This is a genomic window from Methanobrevibacter arboriphilus JCM 13429 = DSM 1125, from assembly GCF_002072215.1.
GTDB classification, from domain to species: Archaea; Methanobacteriota; Methanobacteria; order Methanobacteriales; family Methanobacteriaceae; genus Methanobinarius; species Methanobinarius arboriphilicus.
Map to the genome: position 1 here is coordinate 218,840 of NZ_JXMW01000006.1, position 26,606 is coordinate 245,445.

Annotated in this window: 40 protein-coding genes and 1 tRNA gene; all 41 read right to left on the minus strand. The window is 29.3% G+C overall.

From position 1 onward, the window contains the following. Window positions 1–76: 76 nt before the first annotated feature. Entirely contained in the window at window positions 77–478 is a 402-nt protein-coding gene (locus MBBAR_RS04750) for a 30S ribosomal protein S9 (protein WP_042701473.1), read from the minus strand. 176 nt (window positions 479–654) lie between these two features. Further along, window positions 655–1,077: a 50S ribosomal protein L13 gene (locus MBBAR_RS04755; RefSeq protein WP_042701476.1), complete on the minus strand. Its 423-nt coding sequence runs from the start codon at window positions 1,075–1,077 to the stop codon at window positions 655–657. 56 nt (window positions 1,078–1,133) lie between these two features. Continuing rightward, window positions 1,134–1,499 (minus strand): 50S ribosomal protein L18e, encoded by a 366-nt coding sequence (locus tag MBBAR_RS04760; protein WP_080460115.1) that lies wholly within the window; start codon window positions 1,497–1,499, stop codon window positions 1,134–1,136. Between the two features lie 25 nt (window positions 1,500–1,524). Continuing rightward, entirely contained in the window at window positions 1,525–2,322 is a 798-nt protein-coding gene (locus tag MBBAR_RS04765; protein WP_080460116.1) for a DNA-directed RNA polymerase subunit D, read from the minus strand. Window positions 2,323–2,334: 12 nt separating this feature from the next. Then, the gene (locus tag MBBAR_RS04770; RefSeq protein WP_042701483.1) at window positions 2,335–2,727 is read right to left on the minus strand and encodes a 30S ribosomal protein S11; all 393 of its coding nucleotides are present in this window, start codon (window positions 2,725–2,727) and stop codon (window positions 2,335–2,337) included. Between the two features lie 14 nt (window positions 2,728–2,741). After that, window positions 2,742–3,377, minus strand: a complete 636-nt coding sequence (locus tag MBBAR_RS04775) for a 30S ribosomal protein S4 (RefSeq protein WP_080460117.1) — start codon at window positions 3,375–3,377, stop codon at window positions 2,742–2,744. A gap of 296 nt (window positions 3,378–3,673) precedes the next feature. Further along, a complete protein-coding gene (locus tag MBBAR_RS04780; protein WP_080460118.1) occupies window positions 3,674–4,123 on the minus strand; it encodes a 30S ribosomal protein S13 in 450 nt (149 codons plus the stop codon). A gap of 327 nt (window positions 4,124–4,450) precedes the next feature. Then, window positions 4,451–4,535: transfer RNA gene (locus MBBAR_RS04785), tRNA-Ser, on the minus strand. A 788-nt stretch (window positions 4,536–5,323) separates the two neighbouring features. Beyond that, complete coding sequence (locus MBBAR_RS04790) at window positions 5,324–6,283, minus strand: RNA-guided pseudouridylation complex pseudouridine synthase subunit Cbf5 (RefSeq protein ID WP_080460119.1); 960 nt, start codon at window positions 6,281–6,283, stop codon at window positions 5,324–5,326. 405 nt (window positions 6,284–6,688) lie between these two features. Beyond that, window positions 6,689–6,910: a 50S ribosomal protein L14e gene (locus tag MBBAR_RS04795; RefSeq protein WP_080460120.1), complete on the minus strand. Its 222-nt coding sequence runs from the start codon at window positions 6,908–6,910 to the stop codon at window positions 6,689–6,691. Further along, window positions 6,911–7,429: a (d)CMP kinase gene (gene cmk, locus MBBAR_RS04800; protein WP_080460121.1), complete on the minus strand. Its 519-nt coding sequence runs from the start codon at window positions 7,427–7,429 to the stop codon at window positions 6,911–6,913. Beyond that, complete coding sequence (locus MBBAR_RS04805; RefSeq protein WP_080460122.1) at window positions 7,429–7,695, minus strand: 50S ribosomal protein L34e; 267 nt, start codon at window positions 7,693–7,695, stop codon at window positions 7,429–7,431. The genes cmk and MBBAR_RS04805 overlap by 1 nt, the downstream gene beginning before the upstream one ends. 311 nt (window positions 7,696–8,006) lie before the next feature. Continuing rightward, window positions 8,007–8,588 (minus strand): EMC3/TMCO1 family protein, encoded by a 582-nt coding sequence (locus tag MBBAR_RS04810; RefSeq protein ID WP_080460123.1) that lies wholly within the window; start codon window positions 8,586–8,588, stop codon window positions 8,007–8,009. A 38-nt stretch (window positions 8,589–8,626) separates the two neighbouring features. After that, on the minus strand, window positions 8,627–9,181 hold the full coding sequence (locus MBBAR_RS04815; protein WP_080460124.1) for an adenylate kinase: 555 nt from the start codon (window positions 9,179–9,181) through the stop codon (window positions 8,627–8,629). A gap of 37 nt (window positions 9,182–9,218) precedes the next feature. Then, a complete protein-coding gene (gene secY / locus MBBAR_RS04820; protein WP_042701532.1) occupies window positions 9,219–10,583 on the minus strand; it encodes a preprotein translocase subunit SecY in 1,365 nt (454 codons plus the stop codon). Window positions 10,584–10,929: 346 nt separating this feature from the next. Beyond that, window positions 10,930–11,367: an uL15m family ribosomal protein gene (locus MBBAR_RS04825; protein ID WP_080460128.1), complete on the minus strand. Its 438-nt coding sequence runs from the start codon at window positions 11,365–11,367 to the stop codon at window positions 10,930–10,932. Window positions 11,368–11,406: 39 nt separating this feature from the next. Further along, complete coding sequence (rpmD, locus tag MBBAR_RS04830) at window positions 11,407–11,865, minus strand: 50S ribosomal protein L30 (RefSeq protein WP_080460145.1); 459 nt, start codon at window positions 11,863–11,865, stop codon at window positions 11,407–11,409. A gap of 42 nt (window positions 11,866–11,907) precedes the next feature. Beyond that, complete coding sequence (rpsE, locus tag MBBAR_RS04835) at window positions 11,908–12,552, minus strand: 30S ribosomal protein S5 (RefSeq protein ID WP_080460147.1); 645 nt, start codon at window positions 12,550–12,552, stop codon at window positions 11,908–11,910. Window positions 12,553–12,560: 8 nt separating this feature from the next. Next, entirely contained in the window at window positions 12,561–13,136 is a 576-nt protein-coding gene (locus MBBAR_RS04840; protein ID WP_080460148.1) for a 50S ribosomal protein L18, read from the minus strand. Between the two features lie 12 nt (window positions 13,137–13,148). After that, window positions 13,149–13,595 carry a 50S ribosomal protein L19e gene (locus tag MBBAR_RS04845; RefSeq protein ID WP_042701544.1) on the minus strand — a complete coding sequence of 149 codons (447 nt, stop codon included), beginning with the start codon at window positions 13,593–13,595 and terminating at the stop codon, window positions 13,149–13,151. Window positions 13,596–13,936: 341 nt separating this feature from the next. Further along, a complete protein-coding gene (locus MBBAR_RS04850; RefSeq protein ID WP_080460150.1) occupies window positions 13,937–14,263 on the minus strand; it encodes a 50S ribosomal protein L32e in 327 nt (108 codons plus the stop codon). A 62-nt stretch (window positions 14,264–14,325) separates the two neighbouring features. Then, on the minus strand, window positions 14,326–14,859 hold the full coding sequence (locus MBBAR_RS04855) for a 50S ribosomal protein L6 (protein WP_080460151.1): 534 nt from the start codon (window positions 14,857–14,859) through the stop codon (window positions 14,326–14,328). An 8-nt stretch (window positions 14,860–14,867) separates the two neighbouring features. After that, window positions 14,868–15,260, minus strand: a complete 393-nt coding sequence (locus tag MBBAR_RS04860; protein ID WP_080460153.1) for a 30S ribosomal protein S8 — start codon at window positions 15,258–15,260, stop codon at window positions 14,868–14,870. 11 nt (window positions 15,261–15,271) lie between these two features. Then, window positions 15,272–15,418, minus strand: coding sequence for a 30S ribosomal protein S14 (locus MBBAR_RS04865; protein ID WP_042701553.1), 147 nt, complete (start codon window positions 15,416–15,418; stop codon window positions 15,272–15,274). Between the two features lie 100 nt (window positions 15,419–15,518). Then, a complete protein-coding gene (locus tag MBBAR_RS04870) occupies window positions 15,519–16,031 on the minus strand; it encodes a 50S ribosomal protein L5 (RefSeq protein WP_080460156.1) in 513 nt (170 codons plus the stop codon). After that, window positions 16,031–16,759, minus strand: a complete 729-nt coding sequence (locus MBBAR_RS04875; protein ID WP_080460157.1) for a 30S ribosomal protein S4e — start codon at window positions 16,757–16,759, stop codon at window positions 16,031–16,033. The genes MBBAR_RS04870 and MBBAR_RS04875 overlap by 1 nt, the downstream gene beginning before the upstream one ends. 1 nt (window position 16,760) lies before the next feature. After that, window positions 16,761–17,114: a 50S ribosomal protein L24 gene (gene rplX / locus MBBAR_RS04880; RefSeq protein ID WP_080460158.1), complete on the minus strand. Its 354-nt coding sequence runs from the start codon at window positions 17,112–17,114 to the stop codon at window positions 16,761–16,763. An 18-nt stretch (window positions 17,115–17,132) separates the two neighbouring features. Beyond that, the gene (locus tag MBBAR_RS04885; protein WP_054834725.1) at window positions 17,133–17,531 is read right to left on the minus strand and encodes a 50S ribosomal protein L14; all 399 of its coding nucleotides are present in this window, start codon (window positions 17,529–17,531) and stop codon (window positions 17,133–17,135) included. Next, window positions 17,532–17,852 carry a 30S ribosomal protein S17 gene (locus MBBAR_RS04890; protein WP_042701570.1) on the minus strand — a complete coding sequence of 107 codons (321 nt, stop codon included), beginning with the start codon at window positions 17,850–17,852 and terminating at the stop codon, window positions 17,532–17,534. It abuts the gene before it with no gap. Between the two features lie 55 nt (window positions 17,853–17,907). Then, window positions 17,908–18,189, minus strand: coding sequence for a ribonuclease P protein component 1 (rnp1, locus tag MBBAR_RS04895; protein ID WP_080460251.1), 282 nt, complete (start codon window positions 18,187–18,189; stop codon window positions 17,908–17,910). 237 nt (window positions 18,190–18,426) lie between these two features. Further along, a complete protein-coding gene (gene yciH / locus MBBAR_RS04900) occupies window positions 18,427–18,765 on the minus strand; it encodes a stress response translation initiation inhibitor YciH (protein ID WP_042701572.1) in 339 nt (112 codons plus the stop codon). Further along, complete coding sequence (gene rpmC, locus MBBAR_RS04905) at window positions 18,766–18,972, minus strand: 50S ribosomal protein L29 (protein WP_042701575.1); 207 nt, start codon at window positions 18,970–18,972, stop codon at window positions 18,766–18,768. It abuts the gene before it with no gap. Between the two features lie 55 nt (window positions 18,973–19,027). Then, on the minus strand, window positions 19,028–19,882 hold the full coding sequence (locus tag MBBAR_RS04910) for a 30S ribosomal protein S3 (protein WP_080460160.1): 855 nt from the start codon (window positions 19,880–19,882) through the stop codon (window positions 19,028–19,030). A gap of 4 nt (window positions 19,883–19,886) precedes the next feature. Then, window positions 19,887–20,348, minus strand: coding sequence for a 50S ribosomal protein L22 (gene rplV, locus MBBAR_RS04915; RefSeq protein ID WP_080460161.1), 462 nt, complete (start codon window positions 20,346–20,348; stop codon window positions 19,887–19,889). Between the two features lie 71 nt (window positions 20,349–20,419). Then, a complete protein-coding gene (gene rpsS / locus MBBAR_RS04920; RefSeq protein ID WP_080460162.1) occupies window positions 20,420–20,830 on the minus strand; it encodes a 30S ribosomal protein S19 in 411 nt (136 codons plus the stop codon). Window positions 20,831–20,848: 18 nt separating this feature from the next. After that, a complete protein-coding gene (locus MBBAR_RS04925; protein WP_080460163.1) occupies window positions 20,849–21,574 on the minus strand; it encodes a 50S ribosomal protein L2 in 726 nt (241 codons plus the stop codon). A 42-nt stretch (window positions 21,575–21,616) separates the two neighbouring features. Then, entirely contained in the window at window positions 21,617–21,877 is a 261-nt protein-coding gene (locus tag MBBAR_RS04930) for a 50S ribosomal protein L23 (protein WP_042701588.1), read from the minus strand. A 48-nt stretch (window positions 21,878–21,925) separates the two neighbouring features. Next, the gene (rpl4p, locus tag MBBAR_RS04935; protein ID WP_042701591.1) at window positions 21,926–22,690 is read right to left on the minus strand and encodes a 50S ribosomal protein L4; all 765 of its coding nucleotides are present in this window, start codon (window positions 22,688–22,690) and stop codon (window positions 21,926–21,928) included. Window positions 22,691–22,749: 59 nt separating this feature from the next. Continuing rightward, a complete protein-coding gene (rpl3p, locus tag MBBAR_RS04940) occupies window positions 22,750–23,760 on the minus strand; it encodes a 50S ribosomal protein L3 (protein WP_080460165.1) in 1,011 nt (336 codons plus the stop codon). A gap of 729 nt (window positions 23,761–24,489) precedes the next feature. Next, on the minus strand, window positions 24,490–25,347 hold the full coding sequence (locus MBBAR_RS04945; protein ID WP_080460166.1) for a putative RNA uridine N3 methyltransferase: 858 nt from the start codon (window positions 25,345–25,347) through the stop codon (window positions 24,490–24,492). Window positions 25,348–25,841: 494 nt separating this feature from the next. Continuing rightward, window positions 25,842–26,483 (minus strand): METTL5 family protein, encoded by a 642-nt coding sequence (locus MBBAR_RS04950; protein WP_080460167.1) that lies wholly within the window; start codon window positions 26,481–26,483, stop codon window positions 25,842–25,844. Between the last annotated feature and the right edge of the window lie 123 nt (window positions 26,484–26,606).

Below are 26,606 nucleotides of genomic sequence, written 5' to 3' on the forward strand. Positions count from 1 at the left end.
AATAAAATTATTTAATTTATTATTGATACTTATAAAATTATCGATACTTATAAAAAAATATAAAAAGTTTATCGATTCACCGATAACTTTTTTGTTTACGAGCTCTTGCTCCAGGACCACCATATTTTTTTGGCTCAGAACGTCTTGGATCTCCAACTAACATTGTTCTATCATATTGAACAAATTTTTCTTTAAGATCCATATCATTAGTCCACTGTACTAATCCTTTTGCAATAACCATACGAGCGGCTTCTGCCTGACCCATAACTCCTCCACCAATAACTTTGACATTAATATCAACATCATTAGCTAAATCACCAGCTAAAGTTAAAGGTTCGGTTAATTTTAATCTAGCAAGCTCTGGTGAATAAAGTTCAATTGGACGTTTATTTATCCTAATTCTACCTTTACCTTCTTGAACAGTACCACGAGCAATAGCTGTTTTACGCTTTCCACTTGTGTGAACAACTTTTTTCATTAAAACACATCCCTAATTAAAACTATTAAAGAATCTAAATAAAAATATTCAAATTATAAAGTTATCTAAACAAAATTATTTAAATAACATTATCGAAATAGTACTATCTAAATAAAATTATCTAACTAGTATTATCTAAATAATAAACTTATTTAAATAAAATTAAAATTTAAAAATTAAAATTTAGCTCCTAAAAGTTTTGAAATTTCTCCTAATTCTATTCCTTTCTTAATATTTCCATATTCTGCATCAGGTACTTTAGATGTTTCTAAATCATTAAATTCCTTTGGAACGCCTACATAGGCTTTTAAACCTTTAAAAGCAGTTCTTCCTTTAGATTTTTTAATTGGTAACATTCCCCTTACAGTTCTTCTAAAAATTTCTTCAGGTCTTCTTGGATATTTTGGACCTAAATCTCTTGGATTAGAAATACTTGCCCTATCAAGTCTTTGTTTATACTTAGCATAAGCCCAATCTTTTGAACCAGTGAGCATTATTTTCTCAGCATTAAGAACAACAATTTCTTCACCTTCAAGAAGTTTTTTACTTGTTACACTAGCAAGTCTTCCTAAAATATGTCCTTCTCCATCAATAATCATTAATAACACCTTTATTAAATAAATCGTAGTTTTACAGATAAGTTTGAATAAATCAATTATTCAACAATCTTTATATTACTACCTTTAGGATTTTTCTCGATTATCTCACTGATAGAAATACATTCTCCACCAGATTTTTCAATTTTTTCTTGAGCTGTCTTTGAAAATTTTAATGCTGCAATACTAACTTCATGGTCAAGTTTACCATTAGATAAAACTTTACCTGGAACAAGTACAGTTTGATTTTCTTCAGAAACCCTGTTAATATCAGACAAATTAACTTCTGCTTGTCTTCTACTTGCCCTTTCTAATCTTTGTGCAACATCTTTCCAAATAGCTACTTCCTCATTATAAGATTTATCTTTAAGATTTTTTATAAGTTCAGTGAGGTTAGGATTTGTTTTGATAACTCTTCTAGCCATTAGTTTTCTCTCCTTTATCCTAATATTAATTTTTACTAAACGTGATGAACTTGTCTGTTTTTTCATTTAAAACATCACAAGCTTTTGATAAAACCTCTTCAGGAGGTATAGATCCATCAGTTTCAATCTTAAATATGAAATTCTCTGGCTCAAAACTTATATCAATATAATTATTCTCATCAGCTCTCACACAAGCTTTACACATAGAACAATTTTCAATATTCTGCACTTTTAATACTTTAGATCTTTTGTCAGATTTCAAAATATTTCTCGGACAAACATCAGCTAAATCATAATTGACTTCTGAATCTTCATTAAAAGTGATTTTAGGATATTGTTTATAAGCACAAACAGTAGTAGGCATCCATTTCGCATGTTCTTTACCTAAACCTATTTTTGCTACTGCTTCTAATTCCACATTTTGATTTTCTTTGAGTTTTAAGAGTGGTATTGTGTCATATACTGGTTTTATTGTTGAGTCAGTTGAAACTAAATCCTTGGAATAAATAACACCAGGACCTGTTTTATTTAAAGTAAAAGAAACACTACATTTAGGACAATAATCCTCACAATCACATTCATCTGCCATCTCCATTCCATCAATAGCATCCAAATTTGAAATTAAAGGAGTTAATCCTAATCTGTGAGCTAAAACCTCATTAAACATTGCTGAATCGTTTTGAACAATGTTAACATCTTCAATTGCTATTTTAGGAACTTCCATCATAGCAATTCTACGAATAGCATTGATAAAAGGTACTTCTGCATCACGAATGATGAAAACAATTTCATTCTCATCTTTACTTTTGACTTCAATTTCCATAATATACCCTTCTTAGACTCTTCTTCCTCTTTTACCACCAGGTCGTCCAGTACCATCATGAGGAATTGGAGTAATATCTTCAATTTTACCAATCCTAATACCTGCCCTAGCTAAAGCACGAATAGTAGCTTGTGCACCAGGACCTGGGCTTCTTGGACCATTTCCACCAGGAGCTCTTACTTTAATATGTAAACCAACATATCCTTTTTCTTTAGCATCATCAGCTGCTCTAGTAGCTGCTTCCATAGCTGCAAAAGGAGATGCTTCTTGTCTATCTGCACGAACAACTTTTCCACCAGACCATTGACAAATAGTCTCAGCACCAGTGATATCAGTTACAGTGATGATAGTGTTGTTGAATGATGAGTAAATATTAGCTATTCCCCATTTTTCATCTTTCGCCATTATTTCACCATTTATTAATTTTTATCTGGATTTTGCACATTTTCTGTGTTTTCGATAGGATTTTCAGTAGATGCACCAGTTTCTACAGATTTACCTTTAAAATTCCTACCTTTAGCATCAGTACTATCATTTCCTGTTGCTTTTCCAGCATTATATTCTTGAATCTGTTTAGCAATTGAAGGAGTATAATAACTTATAAGATCTTCTTCACCACGTTTAACTACATAACTTGGAGAATCAATCTTTTTATCATTCATAGATATGTGACCATGGACGACAAACATTCTTGCTTCTTTAGCTGTTCTAGCAAGCCCTTTTTGATGTACTACAGTCTGTAATCTCCTTCTTAAAACATTTTCAACAGTTAAGTTAAGAATATCTTCTAAATTAGCATTTTCTGCAAGGAAACCTTGTCTGGATAAATGCCCAATTAACTCGTTTTTCTCTTCCTCTACTTGGTCCTGAGAGAAACCTAATAAATATCTTGCTTCCCTACTGTATTTTCTAACTAAAGTGTCAGCTTTCCAAATCTCTTTCTTGTTTTTTAAGCCATATTTAACCATTAATTTATTTTCTGACTTAATTCTTTCAGCATTCCAAGGATGAGGTGGAGTATCATATTTTTTTCTTGCTTTTCTTGGATGACCCATTATATAATCTCCCTAAATTTTATTATTTTATAAAATGTTATTGATAATTTAACTAAAAATATTAGCTTAATAATTGCTTAATATATAATATCAGATTTTATTCACTATGATTTACTATGAAAATTAATTATAACAAAAAATTAATTATAATAATCATGATAAAGTTATAATAATCATAATAAAGCTATAATAACCAAAAACAAAATTATAATAACCAGAAATAATAATCAAATTATTAAAATAAGTTTAAAGCACAGCCTAATATTATAACATTAAAATAAGCCTATAAAACTAAACTATCCTCTTCTTCTTCTTACACCAACAGATGAACCTTTTCTAAAAGTAGATTTAGTTCTTTGACCTCTTACAGGTAAGCCGACTTCATGTCTTCTTCCTTTATAACTTCTGGTCTTTCTCATTCTGTTTAAATCATCTCTCAAAGTCATGACAAGATCAGATTCAATTAAATGAGTAGTTTCACCAGTAGCATAGTCACGTTGTCTGTTTAACATCCATTCTGGAATGTTATATTTTTGAGGATCTTCTAAAGCTTCTTCAATTTTTAAGACATCTTCATCTGAGATATATCCTATTTTTTGATTTAAATCAAATCCCATAGCTAAAGCTAGAGACCTTGATAAGGATAACCCAACACCTTTGATATCGGTTAAAGCATGTTCAATAGTTTTATTACCATCTACATCCTTTCTGGAAATACGCACCAAGTGCTTAAAATCGTCTTCCATTAAATAACCTCCGATTAGTAGAGCGAATCCATGAGACGTGAAATCTGGATTCGAATGTTTTGCATGAAAATTATAATACAAAACACAGTTTTCAACAATTTAAACTTAGTTAACATTAATTAAAAGATTTTTATTAATTATAAATCCTAAGAGTACACTATTAGTTATATTACAATTAAGAATCGATTAGAATAATGAAATCGATTAGAACAATTCAAAAAGATTAAAAAATTAAAAAAGATTAAAAAATAAAAATCACTTATTTAACTTCAATAAAACTTAATGAATAAATAGTAAAAAATCTCAATTGTTTTATATACTAATAAACGCCGAGACTGGGATTTGAACCCAGGCGGGGAAAATCCCCACAAGATTTCCAGTCTTGCGCCTTACCAGGCTAGACTATCTCGGCAAGATAATATAGCAAATGAAACATAACATTCACAAGAAGAAATATATACTTCATTGAGAAAAAAGCTTCAAAAACTTACTAAAATTGTGAATTTGAAATAATATCAATTTCAACAAATTAAATAGTTGATAGGCTATTAATAATTAATAAACAATTAAATAATTAATAAACTATTAAATTCTTAATAAACTACAATATATGATTAATATTATATTATTATAAGAGTAAAAATACAATATTTTCTAAATTATAATCATTGATAATACAGTAACATATTAAGGATAAACAAATATTTTAACTTTAATACATTTAAACTTTACGGTTTATTTTACAGTTTATGAAAATATTTAAGCTTAATAGTTATATTATTAGACTTAATATTTATAAAATTTAGTAATATTTATAAAAAGATATAATTTATAATTTATAATTTATAAAAAAAAGTATTACTTAGAAAAAATAGTATAAGGCTTTAAAAATAAAGAATTAGTAATAACATCAGAGTATACAATAAAATAAAAAAGTAATACTTCTTATAGAAAGTAATAAATAATATAAGGACAGTAATAATCCATATGACAATTGTTTAAGTTTAATAGGATAATAATACCCTATTAAAAATTTTACCTTAATATAATAATAATTATATTAAATATAATAAAATAAAATGAAATAAAATGAAATAAAATGAAATATAATGAAATAAAATGAAATATAATGAAATATAATGAAATATAAAGCTGAATTCTATTAAAAAATTATAAAATAAATTATTAAAAATAAAAATATTATTTCCACATCATTGGATATACACCAGTATTCATGAAAACTTTCTTTGTATTAAACATTATTCCCTCAGAAGCCATCAATATATCTTCTAGATTGAAAAGAGCAGTAGCTGAAGCCACTAATTCTCCTTTAAGAGTAAATATTACAATTTCATCATTTTTTTTAATATCATCAGAAAGAGAAGATATTCCACCAGCAGCTAAATTTGCACCATGGCATATTGCATCAACAGCTGAATCTCTAATAAATACTTTTGATAAGTGTTCAGTAGCTGTTTCCATTGGTAATATACATTCTCTTAAATAAGACTCATTATTCTCTTTATTCCAATAATAATATGCATCAGTTAAATCTTGCAAAGTTACTAAATTATTATCCTCAGTAAAAGATCCAACTTGAGTTCTCCTTAACTCTGCCATATGAGCCCCAACTCCTAGTGCTTCACCAATATCTTTACAATAGGTCCTTACATAAGTTCCAGCTTCACATCCTATCTTAAAAAGAACATTTCTACCCTCTATCTCGAGAATATCGGCATAATGTATTGTTCTAACTCTCAATTCTCGTTTAACAGCAGATTTTACTGGAGGAGTTTGATATATTTTACCATGAAATTCTTTAAAAATAGCTCTTACACTTTCTTCATCAATATCATTATGTAAAGTCATCAAACAAACATATTCCTTAGGAGCAGCTAAAAGAAGCTGTATTACACGAGTTGCAGTATCAATTCCAATAGGTAAAACACCAGTAACTTTTGGATCCAGAGTTCCACCATGCCCTGTTTTTTCAGAATTTAAAATTCTTCTAACCCATGAATCTATTTCATGAGATGTTGGACCTGAAGGTTTATCTAAATTAATAACACCTTTAGATATATGTTCTTCGATTGACCTATCTTGAGGTTTAGAACCATAATTCGGATTTGTATTTGCTTTTGATTTTATTAAAAGAGTCATATATAACACCTCAAAATAGATTAAATTAAAATAAGTTTATAATTAACAATAACATTATTTTTAGTATTCTAATTAATAAGTTTTTTGATATTTATAAAATATAAAAAATATTAGAAAAAATATGAATATAAATTAAAAAAAATATAAAAAATAAGTACAAAAAAATAACAATAAAATTAACATAGAAAATAGAAAAATAGCATCAATATAAAAAAAATAATATTTATATAAAAATAATATTAATGTAAAAAACAATATTAACATGAAAATATAAATAAATATAAAAAATATTTAACTAAGCTAAAAATAATTATAAAAAAATAATTATATAAAAATAATTATATAAAAATATTAAGAAATAAAAATAAAATAAGAAAAATGAAAATAAAGAAATTAGATGTTAAACTATAATGATTCTAAAGCTTTTTTAATAGCTTCAGCATCATCAGAAACTTCTATAGTCTCTTCAAGAGGTTCTAAATGATTTATATTACATCTTCTGTTTTTAACAGAACCTCCAATAACTTCTACAAAATTTTCATCAATGAGTTCTATAATTACACATTTTTCTCCAGCTTCTCTACCAGCTGTCTTAACACATACTCTTCCTACTTCTATGGATGCCATTTATATCACCTTTAATGTTGTTAATATAATCTCTGCAATACTATCTGGGTTAAACCTATTAGTATTAAGCACTAAATCATAGATATCAAAATTATTAATATCTATATTATGAATATCTAAATATCTTAAAGCCTCACTTTCTTCACGAATAATAGTTTCTTCAATAACTACCTCCAAAGATTTAGACTCACGATTTGAAACACGTTTGGCTCTAATATCTAATGGTGCAAGTAACCATATTCTAAGGTCTGCTTCAACAAAATAAGCAGAAAGTCTTCCTTCAACAATAAGATTTTCAGAATTTTTAGCTATTTCAGATTGTCTTTTATCAAGTTCAATATCGATAGCAGTATTATCTTCAGCATATTTACTGAATTCTATAAGAGACATTTCCTTTTCTTTTGCCATATCTCTAAAGATACTTCCAGCAGAAATAAAAGGAATATCAATTTTTTTTGATAATACATCAGCTGCTGTAGTAGTTCCACTACCCGCTAAACCACCGATTGTTATAATCATTAGGACCTTGCCTCTGATTTAAAATAATCACGAGCACATTTAGAGCATAAATTTCCTCCAAATGGTCTATTAGGCCGTTTTTTAGTTTTTGATAATTTTCCAATTTCATATGGTCTTCCTCTTGGAACTCCATGTAAAATTGCACCACATTCAGCACATATATGCTTACTTGGTTTTTTCTTCTTATATCTTAGGACACTTTGTCCACCAGGAGTCTTTTTGTTAATTCTTTTATAAGATCTAGATCTATATCTTGATTCAGGCATTTTTTCACCTATTTTTGAATATTATTTAATAAATAATATTATTTAATTTTTTAATATATCATTTAAAATGTTATTTTAATTTACTATTAGAGATAATTTCATGATTCATCATGATCACATTATTATCTCAAGATTGATTAATTCATGATCTATTTGTAATTAGCGAGATGATCATGAGAGGTTATAAAATTAATAACCTATTGAATATAAGATATATGAATATATTTTAATATTTATAGTAATATTCATTTTATAGTTAATATTCATAGGTTAAAAATCATGATAATAAGAGCTTACAGGATAATTTAAGATTAAAATCCTGTTTTAAAGCCCATGAATTTTCTAAGAATTTGTGTCATAGCAAAAGTACACATTATGTACCAACCTAACCAACCTGCAATAAACGGTACAGAAGGTCCTCCTCCTCCATAAAACATACCATAAACACCATGCCACACAGGAACTAATAATACATAATAAACAAACTCAGGAAGTTGAACAATCACATGATTAATTGGATTTGAAGGTTGACCCATCCACCAAAACATTAGCATTATTGGAATAAGAGTCACAAGCAATGGTTTAAATGAATTTTTCATCATATCTCCTTGTTTTGCCATAACATCTTTTTGCATAGCTTGAGCTTTAGCCAAAGCTTTAGCATCCCCACTCATCTGAGCTTCTTTCATCTTTTCTTGGAATTCTTTCATTTCCGCTCTTGAAGATTCCATTTCATCTTGATCAACTAATAGTTTATTAGCTAATGTAGTGAAAAATGCTATAATAGTTGCTATCAAAAAAATTGTAAGCATCGGATTATTGGGCATAGGATCTAAAGCTAATATCGGATTAAAAATCCAACTGAGCCCACCGAAAATTATTTCTAAAACCATTTTATTATCCTCTTATTTTCTTCATATTATTTTCTATATTATAAAACTTCAAATAATTTATCAACAATCACATCAAGTTGATCATTATGATTTTCTAAAATTTTTACAGTAGCACCAGTAAGAGTTGCATATGCCATAGAAGCAGCTCTATTCATTTCTTGGTGTAACTTAATGCTTTCATACATCTCTAAATCCCTAGTTCTTGACTCATCAGAAATTCTTCTAAGCATAATCTCATCAGGATCTGCTTCAATTAAAACAAATACATTTGGTTTTAACTCTTCAAGAACCCATTGAGGGAGTCCTGGTAAAAATCCAGATGGTGTAGATATCGTACAATGAGTATCTACAATAACATTATTATCAGCAGAACTTTCTTTTATCTTTGCTGCGGCTTGTTTTTGAATTTCTTTTTGAGTTTCAGGAGACAATTTTCTAAGCTCATCTCTATCTTTTACAATACTGTTTTCTATAGCTATCTCAGTCATTACATCCCCATAATTTAAATGGACATAATCAACTTTCTTTAAAGTACTTTCTAAAACAGTAGTGCTTCCAGAACCTGGAATCCCAGTTAATACTACTAATTTCAATTAAATCTCCTCAATATTGATTATTATATATTTATATTTAATCTCCTAAGAATTTTCTAAGCATTGGATGCATATCCATTAATTGTTCTTGTGCTATTTCTTCATATAGTTTGTAAACAATACCGACAGTAAGTAAAACACCAGTACCTCCACCAACTGCTTGAGTTAAATCGGCTCCAAAAGCAAGTAAACCTACAAAAACACCACCAAGCACAGTAAGAGCAGGAATATACTTATTTAATATCTTATATAGCTGCCGTTTACTACTTCTAAAACCTGGAATTTGAATTCCCGAATTATATAATTGTTTAGAAATTTCTTTTGCATTTAAACCACTCATTTCTACCCATAGCCAAGAGAACAATATACAAAAACCAATAAAGAAAACACCATATATTAAAACCTTTAAAGGATCTGTAAAAACTACTCCTAAGCTTGAAGGAGTGGTTAAATAATAAGCAAGGCCACTAATAGCTTTACCACCTTCAACTTGACCCAAAATAGGAAATCCTAATTTTTGGAATACACTAGCCATTAATGAAACATTAACAAGAAGTGCACTAGTTAAAATAACTGGCATATTACTTGCATATATAAATTTTAAAGGATATTTAGCTACTGAACCCCTAATTCTTCCATGTCCCTTAACTTGTCCATGAGAAATTGGTATTTCTACTCTCATACTTTCTCCATAAACAGCTACTAAGAAAACACCAATTGTAGCTATTAGTGGAATTAATATAGTTGGATCAGGAGAACCTGATGTAATGGATTGTATGAATTTAGGAATCATTCCAGGCATAACACCAGGACTTGCTTTAGTTGGTAAGAAATTAAATGTTCCAACAACAATTGCTTCGGATACACCTGCAGCAATAAATAGTCCAATACCACTTCCAAAACCCCATTTTGAAACAACTTCATCAAGGAAAAGTATTAATAATGCACCAATAATTAATTGGAGCATTAATAACCATAAGAGTGAAGGGTCTGTTGGAATTAAACTTCCAGTATATACAAGAACAGCAGCTTCAAATACTGTAAATACAATAGCTAAAATCTTCTGAGTACCTTGGAACAATGCCTTATCATCATGGCGAGAAAGATCTAATTTTAAAATTTTTGCTCCTACTAAAAGTTGTAGTACAATAGACGAAGTAACAATAGGACCAATCCCTAAAGTAAGAATTGAACCAAAACTACCGGCCATTACAGCCCTCATTTGAGCAAATTGATCGACTGCTAAAGGACTTAGTCCATATAAAGGTACTTGTGTTAAGAAAAAATATAATACCAATACAATGGCAGTCCATTTAAGCTTTTCTTTGAAATCTTGCCTATGAATAGGTGTTTTCACCTCAGGCAATATAGAAAATAATGGTTTTATATAATCTAAGATCATTTTATTCCTCAGTACTTGTAATATTTGTTACAAATTGTAAACTGTATTCTATAAATCAATGTATTTATAGGTTATTATTTGATTTCATTATTGTTATTCAATATAAATTGAAAATATTAAAAATTCTAAATTTGATAAGTTTAGATAATATTTTTCTTAATGATAATATCTTTCTTAATTTTTAATATTTATAGTATATTTAATATTTATATTATAATTTAGTGGAATAACCATATAACTAATAATTAGATATTTATAATAGATATTTATAATAAATATTTATAATAATTAGTCTTTTAATAAATATCTAATATAGTACATGATATATTAAATATTAGAAGATTAACTATAATTTTATAGCTTCTCCACCAGCTTTCTGTATTTTATCTTCTGCAGAAGCAGAAAATGCAGGAGATTTAATTATTAAAGGTTTTAACAAATTTCCTTTACCTAAAACTTTACCATAACCTAAATCAGTCACATCAATAACTATAGTATCTCCTTCTTTAGTAGCTATTCCTTTAGCTAATAATTTTTCAGAATTATCATCTAGATATCCTATATTAACAGGTTTAATTTTATTAGTCATTTTTTGAGGTCTTTTAAAACCATATTTCCCAAAATGATTTGGATCATTTTTAACAGTCCAAGTCCAATGATGTTTGCCCATTCCAGCTTTACCTTTACCACCTTTATGACCTGCACCTCTTCTTTTTTTAGTGCAGCCTCCACCAATAGACCTAGAACCTCTCATTTTATTAATTTTACGAGTTTTTCTAATCATTATAACACCTACATTAGTTAAAAGATCATTAATAGCTCATTAGCTCATTTTTTTGACTAGATCTTTAATAGATTCTCCTCTATAACCTAAAGATCCGCCTTCTTTAATTGAACTTCTAATACCTTCATAACCTTTTCTTGGAGGATGTAATCTAAATACTGGTTTAATTTCGATATCTTCCCCTTTAACATCACCATTAATAAGAGCATTAGATAAATCTCCAATAGAAGAATATTGAGTTTTTTCTGCTAAAAGTTCATCAGTGATTTTTTCTCCACTAACAAATTTTCCTCTTTTTGAAATAACTTCAGTTAAAGTTTCAGAGTCAATTTCTCCCCAAGTAATATAATCTTTAGCTTTCTGAAGCATACCATCAAAACTAGGAGTATCTTCTATTAAAACTCCATGATTTATTCTAGTTAATCTTAACATTTTTAAAGTGTCAGCAATATCCTTTTTAACACCAGTTGTACCTCTAACTCTAACAACGAAAAACATTTAATCACCTAAATATTGTATAATAGCCTATATTTATAGCTATTAGCTAGAGCATACACCCATATTTTTAAGATCTTTTTCACTAGCTTTAACTTTAGTTAATTGTTTTAATGCTTCAAAAGTTGCATTAGCATAATTAACAGTAGTTTGAGTCTGACCACTAGTTTGAGACCATACATCAGCAATTCCAGCAAGCTTCAATATTGTTTTACCAACATCTCCAACAGCTAATCCAACACCAGCAGGAGCTGGCATTAAAATAACACTAACACTTCCAGTTTTACCTTCTACTTTGAATGGAACAGTATGTTCTCTTCCACATACACAACCCCAATCTCCACAGCCTCTTCTAACTTTGATAATATTATATTTAGCATCATCAACAGCTTTTCTAATAGCTGGACCTACTTCACGAGCTTTACCTTGACCTAAGCCAACATAACCATTTTTGTTACCAACTGCAACAATTACTCTAAAGTTAACTTTTCTTCCAGATTTGTGCATTCTTTGGACTAAATTTACATCCATTACTTCTTCTTCTAAATCTGGAAGTAAAGCATCAACTATTTCTAATTCCATTATTGGGAAACCTTTTTCAAATATTTCATCAATATCAGTAATGGTACCATCTTTGACCATTCTACCAACTTTTGTTTTAGGTTCCCAGTCTTCCATATTAAAACTCATAGTACCCCTCAAGCCTTCTCAATTTTATTTTTAATTTCTTCAAAATGATTAGGTAAGTCTACAGGTTGAAGTCCTCTTTCTAAATATTTAGAAAAATGTTTTTTAACTTCTTCATCGTCTAAAGACTTAGCATATTCTGCAATATGTACACCAGCTATTCTATCATCATCAGGTACAATAGATTCACCATAAGGAACATTTAATCCTGCATCATTTGCAGCTTTAACACCAGCAAAAACTTTAGCCCCTTTAATAGATGATTTTAATCCAATGTCTAAAACAGCTTTTTTAACACCTTTATCTAAAGCTTTCTTAGCACATAAATAAGCAGTCAAATAAGTTGCACTGGTGTTCTTAGTTCCACCTAACCAACCTAACTTTTGTAATTCTTTAGAATGTGCAGAAACAACAGTTTCATCTCCGTTCTCCCCCACATTAATAATTTGAGCAATAACATTAGCATTAGAAATCCTAATTACTAATCTAGACTTATCTAAATCTACTAGTTTCATTCTAGCATTATAATTAGTTTTTCCTTCTCTTCTTCGTCTAAATGCTACTTTATATTTTGATCCTTGTGCCAAATTCATTCCTCCTTATTTAATCAAATCATGATCCCTGGCATAGGTTTTCATATAAGATTTACTTCTAAAAGCTCCGCCTTTAGCCATTCTATACAATTTACGATAAGTAGTAACATCGATCTCCTCTGCATCACGCATAGTTTTAAGATCTTTTCTCAAAGCTCTGATGGTAGTCATCCAAGCTTGTTTTTTAGGAGTTCTTGCGTATTTAGCTCCTTTAATACTACCTCTACCTTTTCTTCTTCCTTTTTTCTTTTGTTCAGCTAATTTTTTTGATCTATAACTACTAATACCTTTTTGAGGTTTAGCTTTTATAGCTTTTTGATCAATTAGCTGCTTAACACCTTCTCTTGTAATAGCCCTTGATACTTCTTCAATTTGTTCAGGATCAATCCATACTTTATTAACCCCAACCTTAAGTATACTTGCAGCTAATCTCTTTTGAGTGGTAAGATTCATAATAAACCTCCATTTTAGCTTTTATTAGCTTGAATATTATAAACAATAATATTAAAAATATAATGTTATAAATAACAATTATAATTATTATTCAAGCTCCCTTAACTTTTAACATTAATAAATTAAAAACACATCTATTAAAAAATACCTATTAAAAAACGCTATTAGAATAAAGTATAAACATATACCCAATAAATCCATAAATCATAAACTTATTCCTAGATTTAAATTTATTCCATGATTTTCATCCTATAGATTTTATTCAATACATTAATAGTAATATATTAAATATTAATACATTAATAGCAATACATTTAATTTTATTAATTAATTTATTTAATTTACTTATTTAAAATTTTAATTCCTAATTCTGATGCCTTATTTAACATCATTTCCTTCTTTTTTTTACCAATACTAGCACTAATTCTACCAGCTTCAGTTTCAGGATTTAAATTTTCTAATTCAGACATATTTCTAACAAGAATATCTTTAAATCCAGATGGATGTAATCCCCTTTCGGATTTAGGAGAACCATAACCAATAGAAGGCATTGCAGGTTTTCCTGCTTCATATCTTCTCATTTTACTAGTTTTCCCTCTTGGACGTCTCCATTTTATTCCAAGCTTTTTATATCTGGCGTATTCTTGTCTTTTGAATTTTTTCTTCATTGAATCACCAATAAATATTATAAATAATGAATTTTTAGTATTTTATTTTAAACTTCTTTATTTTAAGCTTTATCTATAAGATATATTCCATCTTGGAATACTCTTGGATCTCTTCCCTTAATTTTAGTAGCTTGCTCTAAGTTAGCCACAGTTTGACCAACATCCTCTTTATTAATACCTGTGACAGTAACTTCATCCCCTTTAACATTAACTTTTGCACTACCAACAATTTTAGCAGTACGAGGATGCCTTTCACCAAGGAAATTGTCAATATTAACTTTATTTCCGTTTACTTTTACATTCATTGGAAAGTGAGCAAATACAATCTTCATATGATAAGTAAATCCCTCAGTAACACCAGTAATCATATTATTAATATGAGCACGAGTAGTTCCAATCATTGACTTATCTTTCTTTTTAGGAAAAGAAGTTTCTAAAACTATTTTATCATCTTCTTTTTTCATAGATATATTAGGATATGTAAATTTTCGAGACACTTCACCTTGAGGTCCTTTAATTATTACATTATCCCCAATTGTAACATTTACATCTTCAGGAATATCTATTTCTTCGGTAATATTAGCAGCTAAAACCATTCTATCACCTAATACATATAAGCCAACAAACGGCCACCAATACCCCTTTCTTTGGCATCTTTATGAGTCATGATACCTTCAGGAGTGGTTACTATTAAAATTCCAAAATTCTTTGCTGGTAAATACCTTTTTTCAAATTTCTCAAATTCATCTTTCTTAACAGAATGACGCGGCTTTATAACACCACATTGATTGATGTTACCTTCAAGTTCAACTTGAAATTTTCCTGCCTTTTTGTCATCTATATATTCAAATTCACCAATATAATTCTCTCTTTGCATTGTACTCAAAACTTGCCCAATTAATTTAGAGGCAGGAGAAATAGAACATGATTCATTAACTTGAAGTTCATTATTTCTTATATTAGTAAGAGCATCAGCAAGAGGATCCATAAGAGTCATAATTAACACCTCTAATTATATTTTTTAAATCCAATTTTAGGAGCAATCTCTCTAAAACATTGCCTACATAACATAAGTCCATAACGACTAACCATAGCAGAATGATCACCGCAACGACTACATTTTTTTGCTGCTTTTCCGTATTTTCTTGGCAACATATCACCTTATCAATTTAACCTTAATTATTAAAATTAATTATTTAAAAATTAATTATTCAAATTAATTATTAACTAATTATAAACATAAATCCAATAAAAATCATTCCTGATCAATATTTACTTGGAAATTATCTTTCATATATTTAATAGTCTCTTCTTTTTTGACCATGTGTCTTTTAGGAATTTTCTTTTGTTGAATTTTTCTTCTTTTAATCCTATAACCAGGTTTTTCAAAAGTAACAGAAACATTCATACCAAATATACCAATATCTGGATCATAACGAATTCCTGGAATATCAATATGTTCTGCTATACCAAAAGAAACATTACCTTGATCATCAAATTGTTTTTCTCTTAAACTATTGCCAATACCATCTAAAACCATTTTAATAGCCTTATCAGCTTTTTCACCACGTAAAGTAACTTTACAAGCAATAGGTTGGTGTTTTCTAATACCAAATTCAGGATTGGTAACTTTAGAAAAAGTTTTTACTGGTTCCTGACCAGTTAAATTAGATAAAAGATTCATAGCACGAGATAATCTTTCTCCAGACTCTCCAACACCAATATTTAAAGTAGCTTTAGCTATGACAATTTCTTCCATAGGATTCATCATTTACCTCCTGGAAGTGATATTGCAGGTTTGTCTTTACCTATAACAAACGCATAATCTTTTAATGTAAGGAAATTCTCCTTTTTATCATTTTCAACAACAACGGTATTAGGATTAGATGATTTATTAATATTAATTTCATTAATTTTACCAATCTCACCAATATGTTTACCACCAGTAATAAGTACTAAAGCACCTTCTTCAAACTTGAAATTATCTGTAATTTCTTGTTCAGGAACAGCTAAACTTACTACATCACTAGCAGAAAAAGAATCTTCTACAAGAACATTTCTACCATCATGGAGGTTTAATTGAGTTTTACCTTTTTTGAGTGTAGTTTTATTTGTTATCTTACACAATTTAAATCCACTATTTTCTTTTGAAATAGGGTGAAGAGTTAACCTACCTTTTAAATCTGGTAAAACTCTATAAAAATCTTCAGATGTTGGAATTTCAACTACATCCATAAAACCTACTGGATATTTGTAATCTTTTCTAGCTCTACCATCAACTAATACTTTGCCAGTATTAATAATTCTTTTTGCTTCTCTTGAGTTATCAGCTAAACCTAAAATATCCCTAATTACAACGAGTAAAGATAAAGAATCTTCAATAGCATGAGGTCCCGCTGCAGGTTTGACCGTCCATTTATTTTCTTTTGGACTAATAGGCCAACTTTTAGGAGCTTTGAATCTTTTAAGATGTTTTCTTGATCCCATTTTTGCCATTTTATCCCTTCCTGTCAATAATTCTGCTTCTTCTTTCGTCTTTTAAATCTGCATTAACAATCATCAAATTAGATGGGTGAATTGGGAAGAAAACTGAATTTCCATCAGGTTTACTTAAAGTAGCTCCTTCAATAATAATTTTATAATTTCTAGAGTCTATTTTTTCAACTTTTCCTTCATGCCCTTTGAATTCCCCACGCATGATTTGTACAGTATCACCAGTTCTAATAGGTAAAGATTTTTTTCCAAAGTCTTCTTTTAAATCTTTACTTAAAGTGACACTCATAATGTTACGGCGAAGATGTAAAGGTGCATTGTAAAGAGCTTTTCTTTGTTTTCTTGGTTGTTTTGACATTTTATCACCATTCATTAATCAAATCAAAATGCTTGCAGCACTTCCAACACTAGGCCATCTATCTGCTGCTTCTTTAGCAACAGGCCCTCTAACTTCAGACCCTTTTAATACTCCTTCGGGAGTAATAATAACAGCCGCATTATCTTCAAATTTCACTCGAAAACCATCTGCACGACGATATTCTTTCTTTTGTCTTACAACAACAGCATTGACAATTTCTCTACGCATATCAGCAGTACCTTTTTTTACAGAAGCAACTACAAGATCGCCAACACCTGCAACATCAAGTCTTCTACGTACTCCTTTATATCCTTTAACAGATATAATTTCTATTTCACGTGCACCTGTATTATCTACACAACTGAGACGAGCCCCAATAGGCAGAGATTTAGATACATTAGATGTGAGAGTTTTCATTTAGTTGTCTCCTTTTACTTCTACTAAAACAAAATGTTTAGTTTTACTTAAAGGTCTGCATTCTGCAACCTTGACTGAATCTCCGATTTTTACATTGAAACAATCAGGTTTGTGAACATTAATTTTTGATTTTCTCTTTTCATATCTTTCATACTTTCGTATGAACTTGTAGAAACTGCGTTCTACTGTAATAGTCCTTTCTGCTTTATCACTAACAACAATTCCTTCAAGGACTTGTCCCCTAACTGGTAAAGTTCCGTGAAAAGGGCAGTTAGAATCATTACATTCAGCTTCTACTTGTTGAACATTAAGACCAACCATATTATCACCAATATAACTTTTTAACAGTAATATCATAATATTACAATTTTTAATATTACAATTTTTTATATTTCTTTTTAATTCTATCTTCAGGACGGCTAACTAAAATCTTTCCGTCTATTTCAACTAATTCTCCATTTGGAAGGAATAATTGAAAAATTGAAACATCTTTAGGTATAATTTTAATTTCATCAGTTTCAGTTTCAACAGAGATAGTTTTTTTCCTTTCATCTATGATTTTCCCACTAATTCCAATTAAAAAACTATTAGAACTTTCAACAACCTTTAAATATAATCCAATCAACTCATGATGAAAAATATTTTTTGAGGTAATCATATTATCTAATAATTGGATAGTAGGTTTTAATGACATTAAATGATATAATATAAATGATATAGATAATTATATGATTATTAAAAATTATAACAAAATTTATAAGATATTTATAGTATTATTATCAATAATAATATTTTACCAATAAATATATTCACTAAAATATTTTACTAAAAAATATTTTACTAATAATTTTTATTAATAATAATATAATAATCATTTAACTTAATTTTCTAAAGATTAATGTCTCCTTTTATTGAATTTTTTATCAGAATCTCTGATTTCAATAGTGTCTGAAGAGAACCCCATATCAGATAAAACTTCTTTAACTTTCCTTTTATGGTCACCTTGAAGTTCTATCTGACCTTTTTTAGCTGTACCTCCACAAGCACATTTAGCTTTTAATTCTTTAGTAAGCTCTTTAATATCAATATCATGTTCGTCTATACCTTCTACAATTGTCATAAGTTTTCCGAATCTTCTTCTAACTGTATAAACTTTTACAGTTTGAACTTCTCTTGCAATTTCTTCACAAACACAAAGTTCTTCAGGAAGACCACATACATCACAGATTTTCATTTAGTTCTCCTTCTGTTTTTGGTTCATAATTGTAAGAACCCGAGCAATAGTCCTTTTAAGTTCTCGGATTTTACCAGGATTTTCATTAACCCCAGCAGCAGAACTTTTAGAAATATTTTTAGCTAGTTCTGCTTTGAGTTCAATCAATTTTTCTTGAATGTCCTCAACTTCCATTTCCCAAATTTCTCTACTTCTTAAAATCGCCATTTACTTCAACTCTTAATAAATAAATATTAATTTTAAAGGATGGATTTTAATTATCCTATCCTTCTGAAGTCTCATCTGGAGCTTTTTCTGATTTTTCAGATTCCTCTGATTCTTCTGATTCTTCTGAAATTTCTTCATCAGCAATTTCATCTTCAGATTCAGAATCAATTTCTTCAAGCTCCTCTAATTCTTCAAGTTCTACTTCATCAATTTCTACTTCTTCTTCAGCAACTTTAGCATCAGCTACATCATCTACTTCTAAATCAACAACAACTTCATTAGATGTAGATTCTTCAGATTCTTCAGAAGATTCCAATGTTGGAGGCAAAATATCAACTTTATCTGGTAAAACAGCTTCAGGAGGCATTATCCTAACAAAAATCCCTAAAACACCAGGTTTTAATTGTACAGTTGCGAAACCTTCTTTAACAAACCTTGTTGATGGTTCTCCACATTTTTTAATATATCCTTCTACAAATTTAGCAACAGCAGATCTGGATCCTCTAATTTTACCAGAAATAGTTACTTCTACACCTTGAGCACCAGCACCCATAATTCTACGAATAGTTGAATAAGCTACCCTTCTGAAGTGCATTCCTCTTTGTAACATTGATGCAATTTTATAAGCCATAATTTTTGGATTGAGCTCAGGTACATCAACCTCTTTAACTTCAACTTGAGGATTATCAAGATCAAAATCATTTTTAAGAGTTTGTGTAATAGCCCTTACAGTTTTTCCACCCCTACCAATAACCATTCCTGGTCTTTCAGCATATACAACTACCATTGTACCTAAAGGAGTTACCTGAACATCCATTCCACCATAACCGGCTCTTTCAAGTTCATTTTCTAAATATTCGTCAATTTTAGTCCTTCTAAGACCTTCAGTGACAAAATCTTTTTCAATCATTAATTTAAGCCTCCCCTAAAACAATTTGTACATGGGTTGTAGGTGTATTAAATGGAGTTACTCTTCCAAATGCTCTTGGAATTCCACCTTTTATTACAAAACCTCTATGACTAGAAATATGTACAATCTTTAAGTTTTCAGTGTCCATACCTTTATATTCAGCATTAGCTTCAGCATTTTCTAAAATTTTTAAAATTTGTTTAGCTGCTTTAACTGGATATCTTCCACTAGGCCATCCATTTAATCCTTTTCTATGTCCCACTTTTTTATTGTGTCTTTTAAAAGGAACTGCCTTTTTCATGTCAATTACTTCAATTAAGTAATTTTTTGCTTTTTCTACATCCATTCCTCTTATTGCCCTACATATCTCAACAGAATGCTTTGGAGAAATTTTAAGAGTTTTACCCATAGCACGAGCTGTTTTAGAGCCATCTTCATCATTATAAGCATATTTAATATCAGCCATAAAATAATCTCCTTATTTATTTAACAACAAGCCAATTTTGTTCTTATATACAAATCTTACTCATTGCAACCCTATTTAAGAGGCACGAACATAGATGATCTGGTAGCTCCCATACCTGGGTCTCCATGTTGAACTCTTTGCCTAGTTGGTGCAAATTCACCAAAATAGCAACCAATCATTTCAGCAGTCAATTCAACTTCAACAAACTCTTTACCATTGTAAATACCAAAAATAGTTCCTACCATTTCAGGTAAAACCATCATATCTCTACAATGAGTTTTGATAACCAGAGGTTTTCCACCTTTTTGTTCTTGTTTTTTCAACTTTCTAAATTTATCCAGCACAGTTTGTTGCCTTGGTAAAAATCCTCTTTTTAAAGATCTTCTTTGCCTTGCTGGTAATATTTTCATTAAATCCTCTAAAGACATTTTTTGTAATTCCTCTAGAGTATAACCTTGATATTTAAATATTTTTCTTGCCAAACAGTCACATCCTTAGTATTATCTTCTCTTACCGGTTCTTCTAGCCGCAATAGAACCAACTTTTCTTCCTGGAGGTGTATGTCTAGAAACTGTAGTAGGTCGTCCAGGATGTTGTCTGTTTCCTCCACCATGCGGGTGATCTACTGCATTCATAGCTACCCCTCTTACAGTCATAGATTTCTTACCCTTAGCTTTAAAGGCATGCCATCTCTTACCTGCTTTAAGGAATGGTTTATCTTTTCTTCCTCCACCTGCTACAACACCGATAGTTGCCCTACATGCTGGATTGAAAGATTTTAACTCTCCAGATGGAAGTTCAATAACAGCCTTATCAACATCATGTGTAATTAAAGAAGCATAAGTTCCAGAAGATCTTACAAATTTTCCACCATCTCCTGGTCTATTTTCAATATCATAAATTGGAGTTCCCTCAGGGATTTCAGCTAAAGGTAAAGAGTTACCAAAACTTATTGGAGCTGAAACACCACATTCAATATCATCATCAATTTGAATACTTTCAGGAGCTAATATGAACTTTTTTTCACCATTTTCAAATTTAACCTGAGCAATAGGAGCAGACCTTCCAGGATCATGAACAATATCCATAACTTTTCCTTTTAAACTTCCCTTTTTTTCAATTTCATCATAAGTCCTATATTGGATCTTATCTTTAAAACGATGAGAAGCACTACGATAAGCAGGAGTTCCTCTTCCTCTTCTTTGGTGTATTAATCGTTTTCCCATTTTTTATTCTCCTTATATGTTTGTATCCTTTATATTCCCTATCTAGAATACTCCCATTTTAACAGCTACATCTTCTGCAGCATTTTCTTCAACTAAAGAAATATATGCTAACTTAAGTCCTTTTGAATTTATATGAGTATTTACGCTTTTAACTTTCTCATCAAATAAATATTCAAAAGCATTTTTGATAGCTTTTTTATCAGTTTCTCTTAAAACAACAAAAGTAAGTTCATTTCTTTGATCAATTAGATTCATAGTTTTTTCTGTAACATGAGGTCTAACAATAACTGAATACGGATCCATGTTATCCACCTTCTTAATTATTCCAACAAATAATTCCCAATAAGGAATCTATTGGAATAATCCTCCTAATTTTTCGATAGCGGATTTAGTAAATATAGTTAATCTACCTGGATGAGTACCAGGAGCTAATAATTCCGCATTAAGATTTTCAACAGTTACAACATCTACACCAGCATGGTTTCTCGCACCCAAGCTAATTCCTTTATCATCAGCAACAACTATTAGAGGTCCTTTAGCTTTTTTGTATTTTCTACCTCTTAGTTTACCCTTACCTGCTCTAATTTTTCTACCTTTTTTTGCTCTAGAAATATCTTCAAAAATTCCTAAATTTTTGAAAATTTCCCTAGTTTCTTTGGTTTTCTTAATAGTTGCAAGTTCGTCATCAACAATTAAAGGTAGTTGTGGAACATTTTCAACATTATGTCCTCTTTCTTCCACAAGATTTTGATTACATGTAGCTGCAATAGCAGATCTAATAGCAAATCTTCTTTCTTTGACATTTATCTTTTCATGATAAACTTTTTGAGGTCTTGGAGGATGAGCTCTTCTTCCACCAATAGCTTGTGGAATAAATGCTGCTTTAGAACCATTTTTAATTCTTGGTACCATAGCTGCACCTCTACCTGAACCCCAAGATTCTGCAGAAGTTCTCTTACCTGCCATAGGATCAGATCCCCATGGTTGTATTCTTGCTGTTTGTGAAGAAATAACTGCTCTCTTTATAAGATCTGGTCTAAATTCTTCATTAAAAATAGCTGGAAGTTCAATCTCTTCTTTGACTTCTCCTTCCATTGTATAAACATTAACTTTCATGATCTACACCTTTTAAACACTAAAAACTTTGATATCCGAGAAAAATAACATTTGAATATTTAGACACCTTGTTTAGATTTTGTACTTATATAATTAATTTGAGGTGCGTCATTGGACTTACCTTTTGCCCTCATAGCTTTTCTGAGAATAACTAATCTTTTAGTTGGACCAGGAAGAGACCCTTTAACCATAATATAGTCGTTTTTAACTAAACCATATTTAATAAATCCTCCATCTGGGTTGACTGCATCGACTTCAGATGAATCTCCAATTTTCAAGATTTTTTTGTTATATTCTGTTCTCTTATGGTAACCCATTTGTCCTGCTTGAGGTACTGTCCACATAGTTCTTGATGGTGTCCATGGACCCATAGATCCTATATGTCTCTTTTTACTACTCCTAGCAGCTTTACCATACTGTATCCTAATACCCCATCTTTTAACAGGGCCTTGGAATCCTTTTCCTTTAGTAGTAGCAATAGAATCAACATACTGACCATCAGAAAATACGTCAGTAGCTTTTACTTCATTGCCCAACAATTCAAGAGCCGCGTTTAATTTTTCTTCTGCAGTTTTTCCACCTATACCACATTCAAATATTTCCGGCTTTTTCTTAGGAACAGATGTTACTTTAGGGTTTGTGTGAACTAAAACTTTAATATCTACAGTTTCTTCTAAAGCTTCCTGAATCTTTGCAATAGCTTCAGATTGATTATATTCCTTTGGAAGTGAAACTTTCCTAGAAAGTTCTTTATCTAAATTATCTGCAAGAACTTCAGTAATAACTTTTAATCCATAAGTAGTTTTTTCATATGCACGTACTCCCATTACTACAACAGGGGGTACTTCAAGAATAGTTACAGGTGTGAATACTTCCATACCACTGGTTGGAGAATTTTTATCATTATCAACCATCATAGCATGTGTCATACCAACTTTGTATCCAGCGAGTCCCAATAACTTTGACTCATCTTCTTGAGGCCAAGATTTTATTCTTGGTGTCTCTTTAGCAGCTCTTTTTCTAGGACTGAATGCAACTGATCCTTTCCTTGGCTGGTGATGTCTAACCATTTATTTAACCTCCTTTTATTACATCTTTTTGTATTTATTTTTATTCTGTATATTAGTTTCCTTAATTAATAATTATTAATTAGTTCAATATTAATTAAACAATATTAAATTTACTTATTAATTAAATTTAGATTTATTTAATAAATAGTAATAAAGTAATAATTTAGCATACTTGATTAGAATTTAATTAGAATATTATTCTTAATTAGAATACATCTAATTAGAATATTATTAATATTTACAATATATATTTACAATATTTCTAAATATTTACAATATCTCTAATAATTAGAATATATCTAATAAATAGAATACTAATAGTTAGAATTATATCTAATAGATAGAATATATCTAATAATTAGAATATTGCATAAAATAATCCTAACAATTTTAGTATGTTAAATATAGCAATATTACTAGATAAACATGAAATTTAGATAGCTCTAGCTAAATTAATAACGAATGTTAATCAAAGAGCAAAGTCACTTGAGCAACGAACATCTAATTAAAATAGCATTATGGCTAACAAATAGCAATATAAAAGCTCGATTTACAAATTATAGTTCAATACTATAATCAAAACATTAATGCTTGCTTACTTTCATTTCCATTAACATATTATAATAAATCTATAAATAAAGCATATAATAAATTATTGAAGATTTATTATCTTATTATCTTTTAAAAATTTATTATCTCGAAGATTTATTATTTCTAAAGTTAATTTCATCAACAGAAATTTAGCAACATATTTATAATTGACAAAGTCGAAATGACTGCCTCTTCAGTCCTTACAGTTTCAGTTCCCTGGGAAGGAATTGTATTTAGTTTAACTAAATCCCAAGAAAATCCACTTAAATCTTCCGAAATAGAAGAATAAGGTCCTCCAAAGACAATAGCAATATTATCAGCTTTATCTAATTTTTCTTCAAATTCATTAAAAATAGAATTTATTGTATCTGCATATCTTGTTGTTTCAACAACAAAATCGGGATTAACTAATTTCAAGCTATTTTTAAGACTTTTATGTGTGGATAATGTCTTATATCCCCAGTAAACGTCATCCGGTTCATCGGGTGTGACTATTACCTCTTTAGCTAATTTAGTGACTCTAAAGCTAAAAACTTTATTTACACTTAGCTGTTCTTTGCAAAAAGCCAGATTTTCCATACCTTTCATATCACTATCCATTTTCATACCAATATCAATATAAGTCCCTTTCTTATTTCTCTTGACAGTGAATCCCTGCCTATAATCACCGACTTTTAAATCAGATTCAGTAGGATGATGAGGAGTTCTAAGAGGAGGGAGGATCCCTACATGCTTTAACTCAGAACGAATAGGAAATACTTTTTTTCTAAGATATTGAGGAGTATCCATATATTCGAGTACATCAGCCATGAAATCAGCGTCAGTTACATATTTATCATCATTTTGAGAAAGATCCTTATATATAACAATCTGATCAATTTTAAATAAAGCTAAAGCCCTACCTATAACTCCAATTTTAGAAGTTTTAATTTTTAAATCAGATGTCTCACTTAAGAATGAATCTGGAATGAATATAGAAACCTGTTTTTTATGCATTTATAGATATTTATCTTCATCTATATATAAAGCTTGTCATTAAACTGACATAGCTATCACTAAGTAAATTACAACTCAATATTATATCAATTATAATACTGGTAGCCAGAGAATTATTACATTAGCATCCTAATTTATTAACTTTTAATAAACTTATTGGTAATTAAACTATAATTAAACTTTTTAGATTTTAATCATTTAATGATTAGATTTAATATTAAATTTAATAATTAAATTTAATTATTAATTATATAATCAAAAATGATTTAAAAATGATATATAATTAAAATTGGTATATTATTTGTATATTAATATATTAGGGTTAACTAAATACCAGCTACAAATTTCTCTATATTTTCTTAATAATCTTGATATATTCAATTGAATATATATTATTAAATTTTAGTTAAATAAGTATTTAAACTTTGCTAATATTTATAATAAATAATGTAATAAAAATTTGGAATTTTAAATAGAATTAAAAACAAAAAGAATTAAGAAGAATTAACAACTCGAAAAACAATCACGTCAATATCTCTACTTTCCTGAGTGTGAAATTCATAAGTATTTAATAATGGAAACTTATAAAAAAATTCATGAGTTATTTTTCCTCCTAAATTTTCATAATAATTAACTACAAAATCCCTAGTTTCTGCTATATGGAATGAATAAGCAACATCTGCAAAGTCCATAGCTAATTCCATGAAAATTCTATCAACACCTCTTTTACCTCTAGATTGAGCTCCAAAAGGAGGATTTGTAATAACTGTATCAAATTTAAAGTTAAAACCATCATTTTTATGTAAATTATAAACATCATCAACAATAAAATTAATATTGGAAATATTCATATCATTAACAGTATTTCGTGCAATTTTTATAGCAGAAGAATCAACATCAACTCCTGTTGCACAATTAGCATTAAGAAACATTGAAGAAATAGCAAATACACCAGTCCCACAACCTAAATCAAGAATTGATTTATTAGAAATGTCACCTAAGCTTCTTGCATTCCATAAAAGATCAGCAGCAATTGAAGCAGAAGTAGGATACTGTTCAAAATCAATTTTAGGAGATTCAAATCTTGGAATATTTTCAATAGCTATTTCTAAATGCCTTTTTTTTGTGATTTTCATATTTGACCTTATATAATTTAATGATTCAATACTAATTGATTCTTTTTATATTAAATTTCTTATATTGGGTTTCTTATATTAGATTTCTTATATTGATTCTCTTTATATTTTATATTAATTCTA

Bases quoted from the DNA above. Each gene is read 5' to 3' on its own strand.
- MBBAR_RS04790 (WP_080460119.1), bottom strand. From the start codon at position 6,283: ATGACTCTTTTAATAAAATCAAAAGCAAATACAAATCCGAATTATGGT.
- cmk (WP_080460121.1), bottom strand. From the start codon at position 7,429: ATGATTATAACAATCGGTGGTTTAGCGGGTAGTGGAACTACTACAGCA.
- MBBAR_RS04870 (WP_080460156.1), bottom strand. From the start codon at position 16,031: ATGAATCCTATGGAAGAAATTGTCATAGCTAAAGCTACTTTAAATATT.
- MBBAR_RS04945 (WP_080460166.1), bottom strand. From the start codon at position 25,347: ATGCATAAAAAACAGGTTTCTATATTCATTCCAGATTCATTCTTAAGT.
- MBBAR_RS04845 (WP_042701544.1), bottom strand. From the start codon at position 13,595: ATGAATCTTACCACTCAAAAGAGATTAGCTGCAAGTATACTTAAGGTT.
- MBBAR_RS04775 (WP_080460117.1), bottom strand. From the start codon at position 3,377: ATGGGTCATCCAAGAAAAGCAAGAAAAAAATATGATACTCCACCTCAT.
- MBBAR_RS04765 (WP_080460116.1), bottom strand. From the start codon at position 2,322: ATGGAAATTGAAGTCAAAAGTAAAGATGAGAATGAAATTGTTTTCATC.
- MBBAR_RS04865 (WP_042701553.1), bottom strand. From the start codon at position 15,418: ATGTTGCCAAGAAAATACGGAAAAGCAGCAAAAAAATGTAGTCGTTGC.
- MBBAR_RS04760 (WP_080460115.1), bottom strand. From the start codon at position 1,499: ATGGCTAGAAGAGTTATCAAAACAAATCCTAACCTCACTGAACTTATA.
- MBBAR_RS04855 (WP_080460151.1), bottom strand. From the start codon at position 14,859: ATGGTTTTAGCTGCTAATATTACCGAAGAAATAGATATTCCTGAAGAT.
- MBBAR_RS04805 (WP_080460122.1), bottom strand. From the start codon at position 7,695: ATGCCTGAATCAAGATATAGATCTAGATCTTATAAAAGAATTAACAAA.
- rnp1 (WP_080460251.1), bottom strand. From the start codon at position 18,189: ATGATTACCTCAAAAAATATTTTTCATCATGAGTTGATTGGATTATAT.
- MBBAR_RS04950 (WP_080460167.1), bottom strand. From the start codon at position 26,483: ATGAAAATCACAAAAAAAAGGCATTTAGAAATAGCTATTGAAAATATT.
- MBBAR_RS04795 (WP_080460120.1), bottom strand. From the start codon at position 6,910: ATGGCATCCATAGAAGTAGGAAGAGTATGTGTTAAGACAGCTGGTAGA.
- MBBAR_RS04875 (WP_080460157.1), bottom strand. From the start codon at position 16,759: ATGGCAAAAATGGGATCAAGAAAACATCTTAAAAGATTCAAAGCTCCT.
- rpl4p (WP_042701591.1), bottom strand. From the start codon at position 22,690: ATGAAAGTTAATGTTTATACAATGGAAGGAGAAGTCAAAGAAGAGATT.
- MBBAR_RS04770 (WP_042701483.1), bottom strand. From the start codon at position 2,727: ATGGCGAAAGATGAAAAATGGGGAATAGCTAATATTTACTCATCATTC.
- MBBAR_RS04780 (WP_080460118.1), bottom strand. From the start codon at position 4,123: ATGGAAGACGATTTTAAGCACTTGGTGCGTATTTCCAGAAAGGATGTA.
- MBBAR_RS04910 (WP_080460160.1), bottom strand. From the start codon at position 19,882: ATGATTGAAAAAGATTTTGTCACTGAAGGTCTTAGAAGGACTAAAATT.
- rpmC (WP_042701575.1), bottom strand. From the start codon at position 18,972: ATGGCGATTTTAAGAAGTAGAGAAATTTGGGAAATGGAAGTTGAGGAC.
- MBBAR_RS04860 (WP_080460153.1), bottom strand. From the start codon at position 15,260: ATGACTCTTATGGATCCTCTTGCTGATGCTCTTACTAATATAAGAAAT.
- rpmD (WP_080460145.1), bottom strand. From the start codon at position 11,865: ATGTTTTTCGTTGTTAGAGTTAGAGGTACAACTGGTGTTAAAAAGGAT.
- MBBAR_RS04850 (WP_080460150.1), bottom strand. From the start codon at position 14,263: ATGAAGAAAAAATTCAAAAGACAAGAATACGCCAGATATAAAAAGCTT.
- MBBAR_RS04825 (WP_080460128.1), bottom strand. From the start codon at position 11,367: ATGATTAGAAAAACTCGTAAAATTAATAAAATGAGAGGTTCTAGGTCT.
- secY (WP_042701532.1), bottom strand. From the start codon at position 10,583: ATGATCTTAGATTATATAAAACCATTATTTTCTATATTGCCTGAGGTG.
- MBBAR_RS04890 (WP_042701570.1), bottom strand. From the start codon at position 17,852: ATGGTTGGTCTTAATGTTCAACAAGTAGAAGCTGAATGTAATGATTCT.
- MBBAR_RS04810 (WP_080460123.1), bottom strand. From the start codon at position 8,588: ATGGTTTTAGAAATAATTTTCGGTGGGCTCAGTTGGATTTTTAATCCG.
- rplX (WP_080460158.1), bottom strand. From the start codon at position 17,114: ATGTCAAAACAACCAAGAAAACAAAGAAAAGCTCTTTACAATGCACCT.
- rpsE (WP_080460147.1), bottom strand. From the start codon at position 12,552: ATGAGTTTTAATATGGAAGACTGGGAACCTAAAACAAAAGTTGGTAGA.
- MBBAR_RS04925 (WP_080460163.1), bottom strand. From the start codon at position 21,574: ATGGGAAAACGATTAATACACCAAAGAAGAGGAAGAGGAACTCCTGCT.
- rpl3p (WP_080460165.1), bottom strand. From the start codon at position 23,760: ATGGTTAGACATCACCAGCCAAGGAAAGGATCAGTTGCATTCAGTCCT.
- rplV (WP_080460161.1), bottom strand. From the start codon at position 20,348: ATGGCTGATATTAAATATGCTTATAATGATGAAGATGGCTCTAAAACA.
- MBBAR_RS04750 (WP_042701473.1), bottom strand. From the start codon at position 478: ATGAAAAAAGTTGTTCACACAAGTGGAAAGCGTAAAACAGCTATTGCT.
- MBBAR_RS04885 (WP_054834725.1), bottom strand. From the start codon at position 17,531: ATGAAAACTCTCACATCTAATGTATCTAAATCTCTGCCTATTGGGGCT.
- MBBAR_RS04930 (WP_042701588.1), bottom strand. From the start codon at position 21,877: ATGGATCCGTATTCAGTTATTGTTAGACCTCATGTTACAGAAAAAACT.
- MBBAR_RS04755 (WP_042701476.1), bottom strand. From the start codon at position 1,077: ATGATTATTGATGGAGAAGGACATATTTTAGGAAGACTTGCTAGTGTA.
- yciH (WP_042701572.1), bottom strand. From the start codon at position 18,765: ATGAAAATCTGTGATGTATGTGGTCTTCCTGAAGAACTTTGTGTTTGT.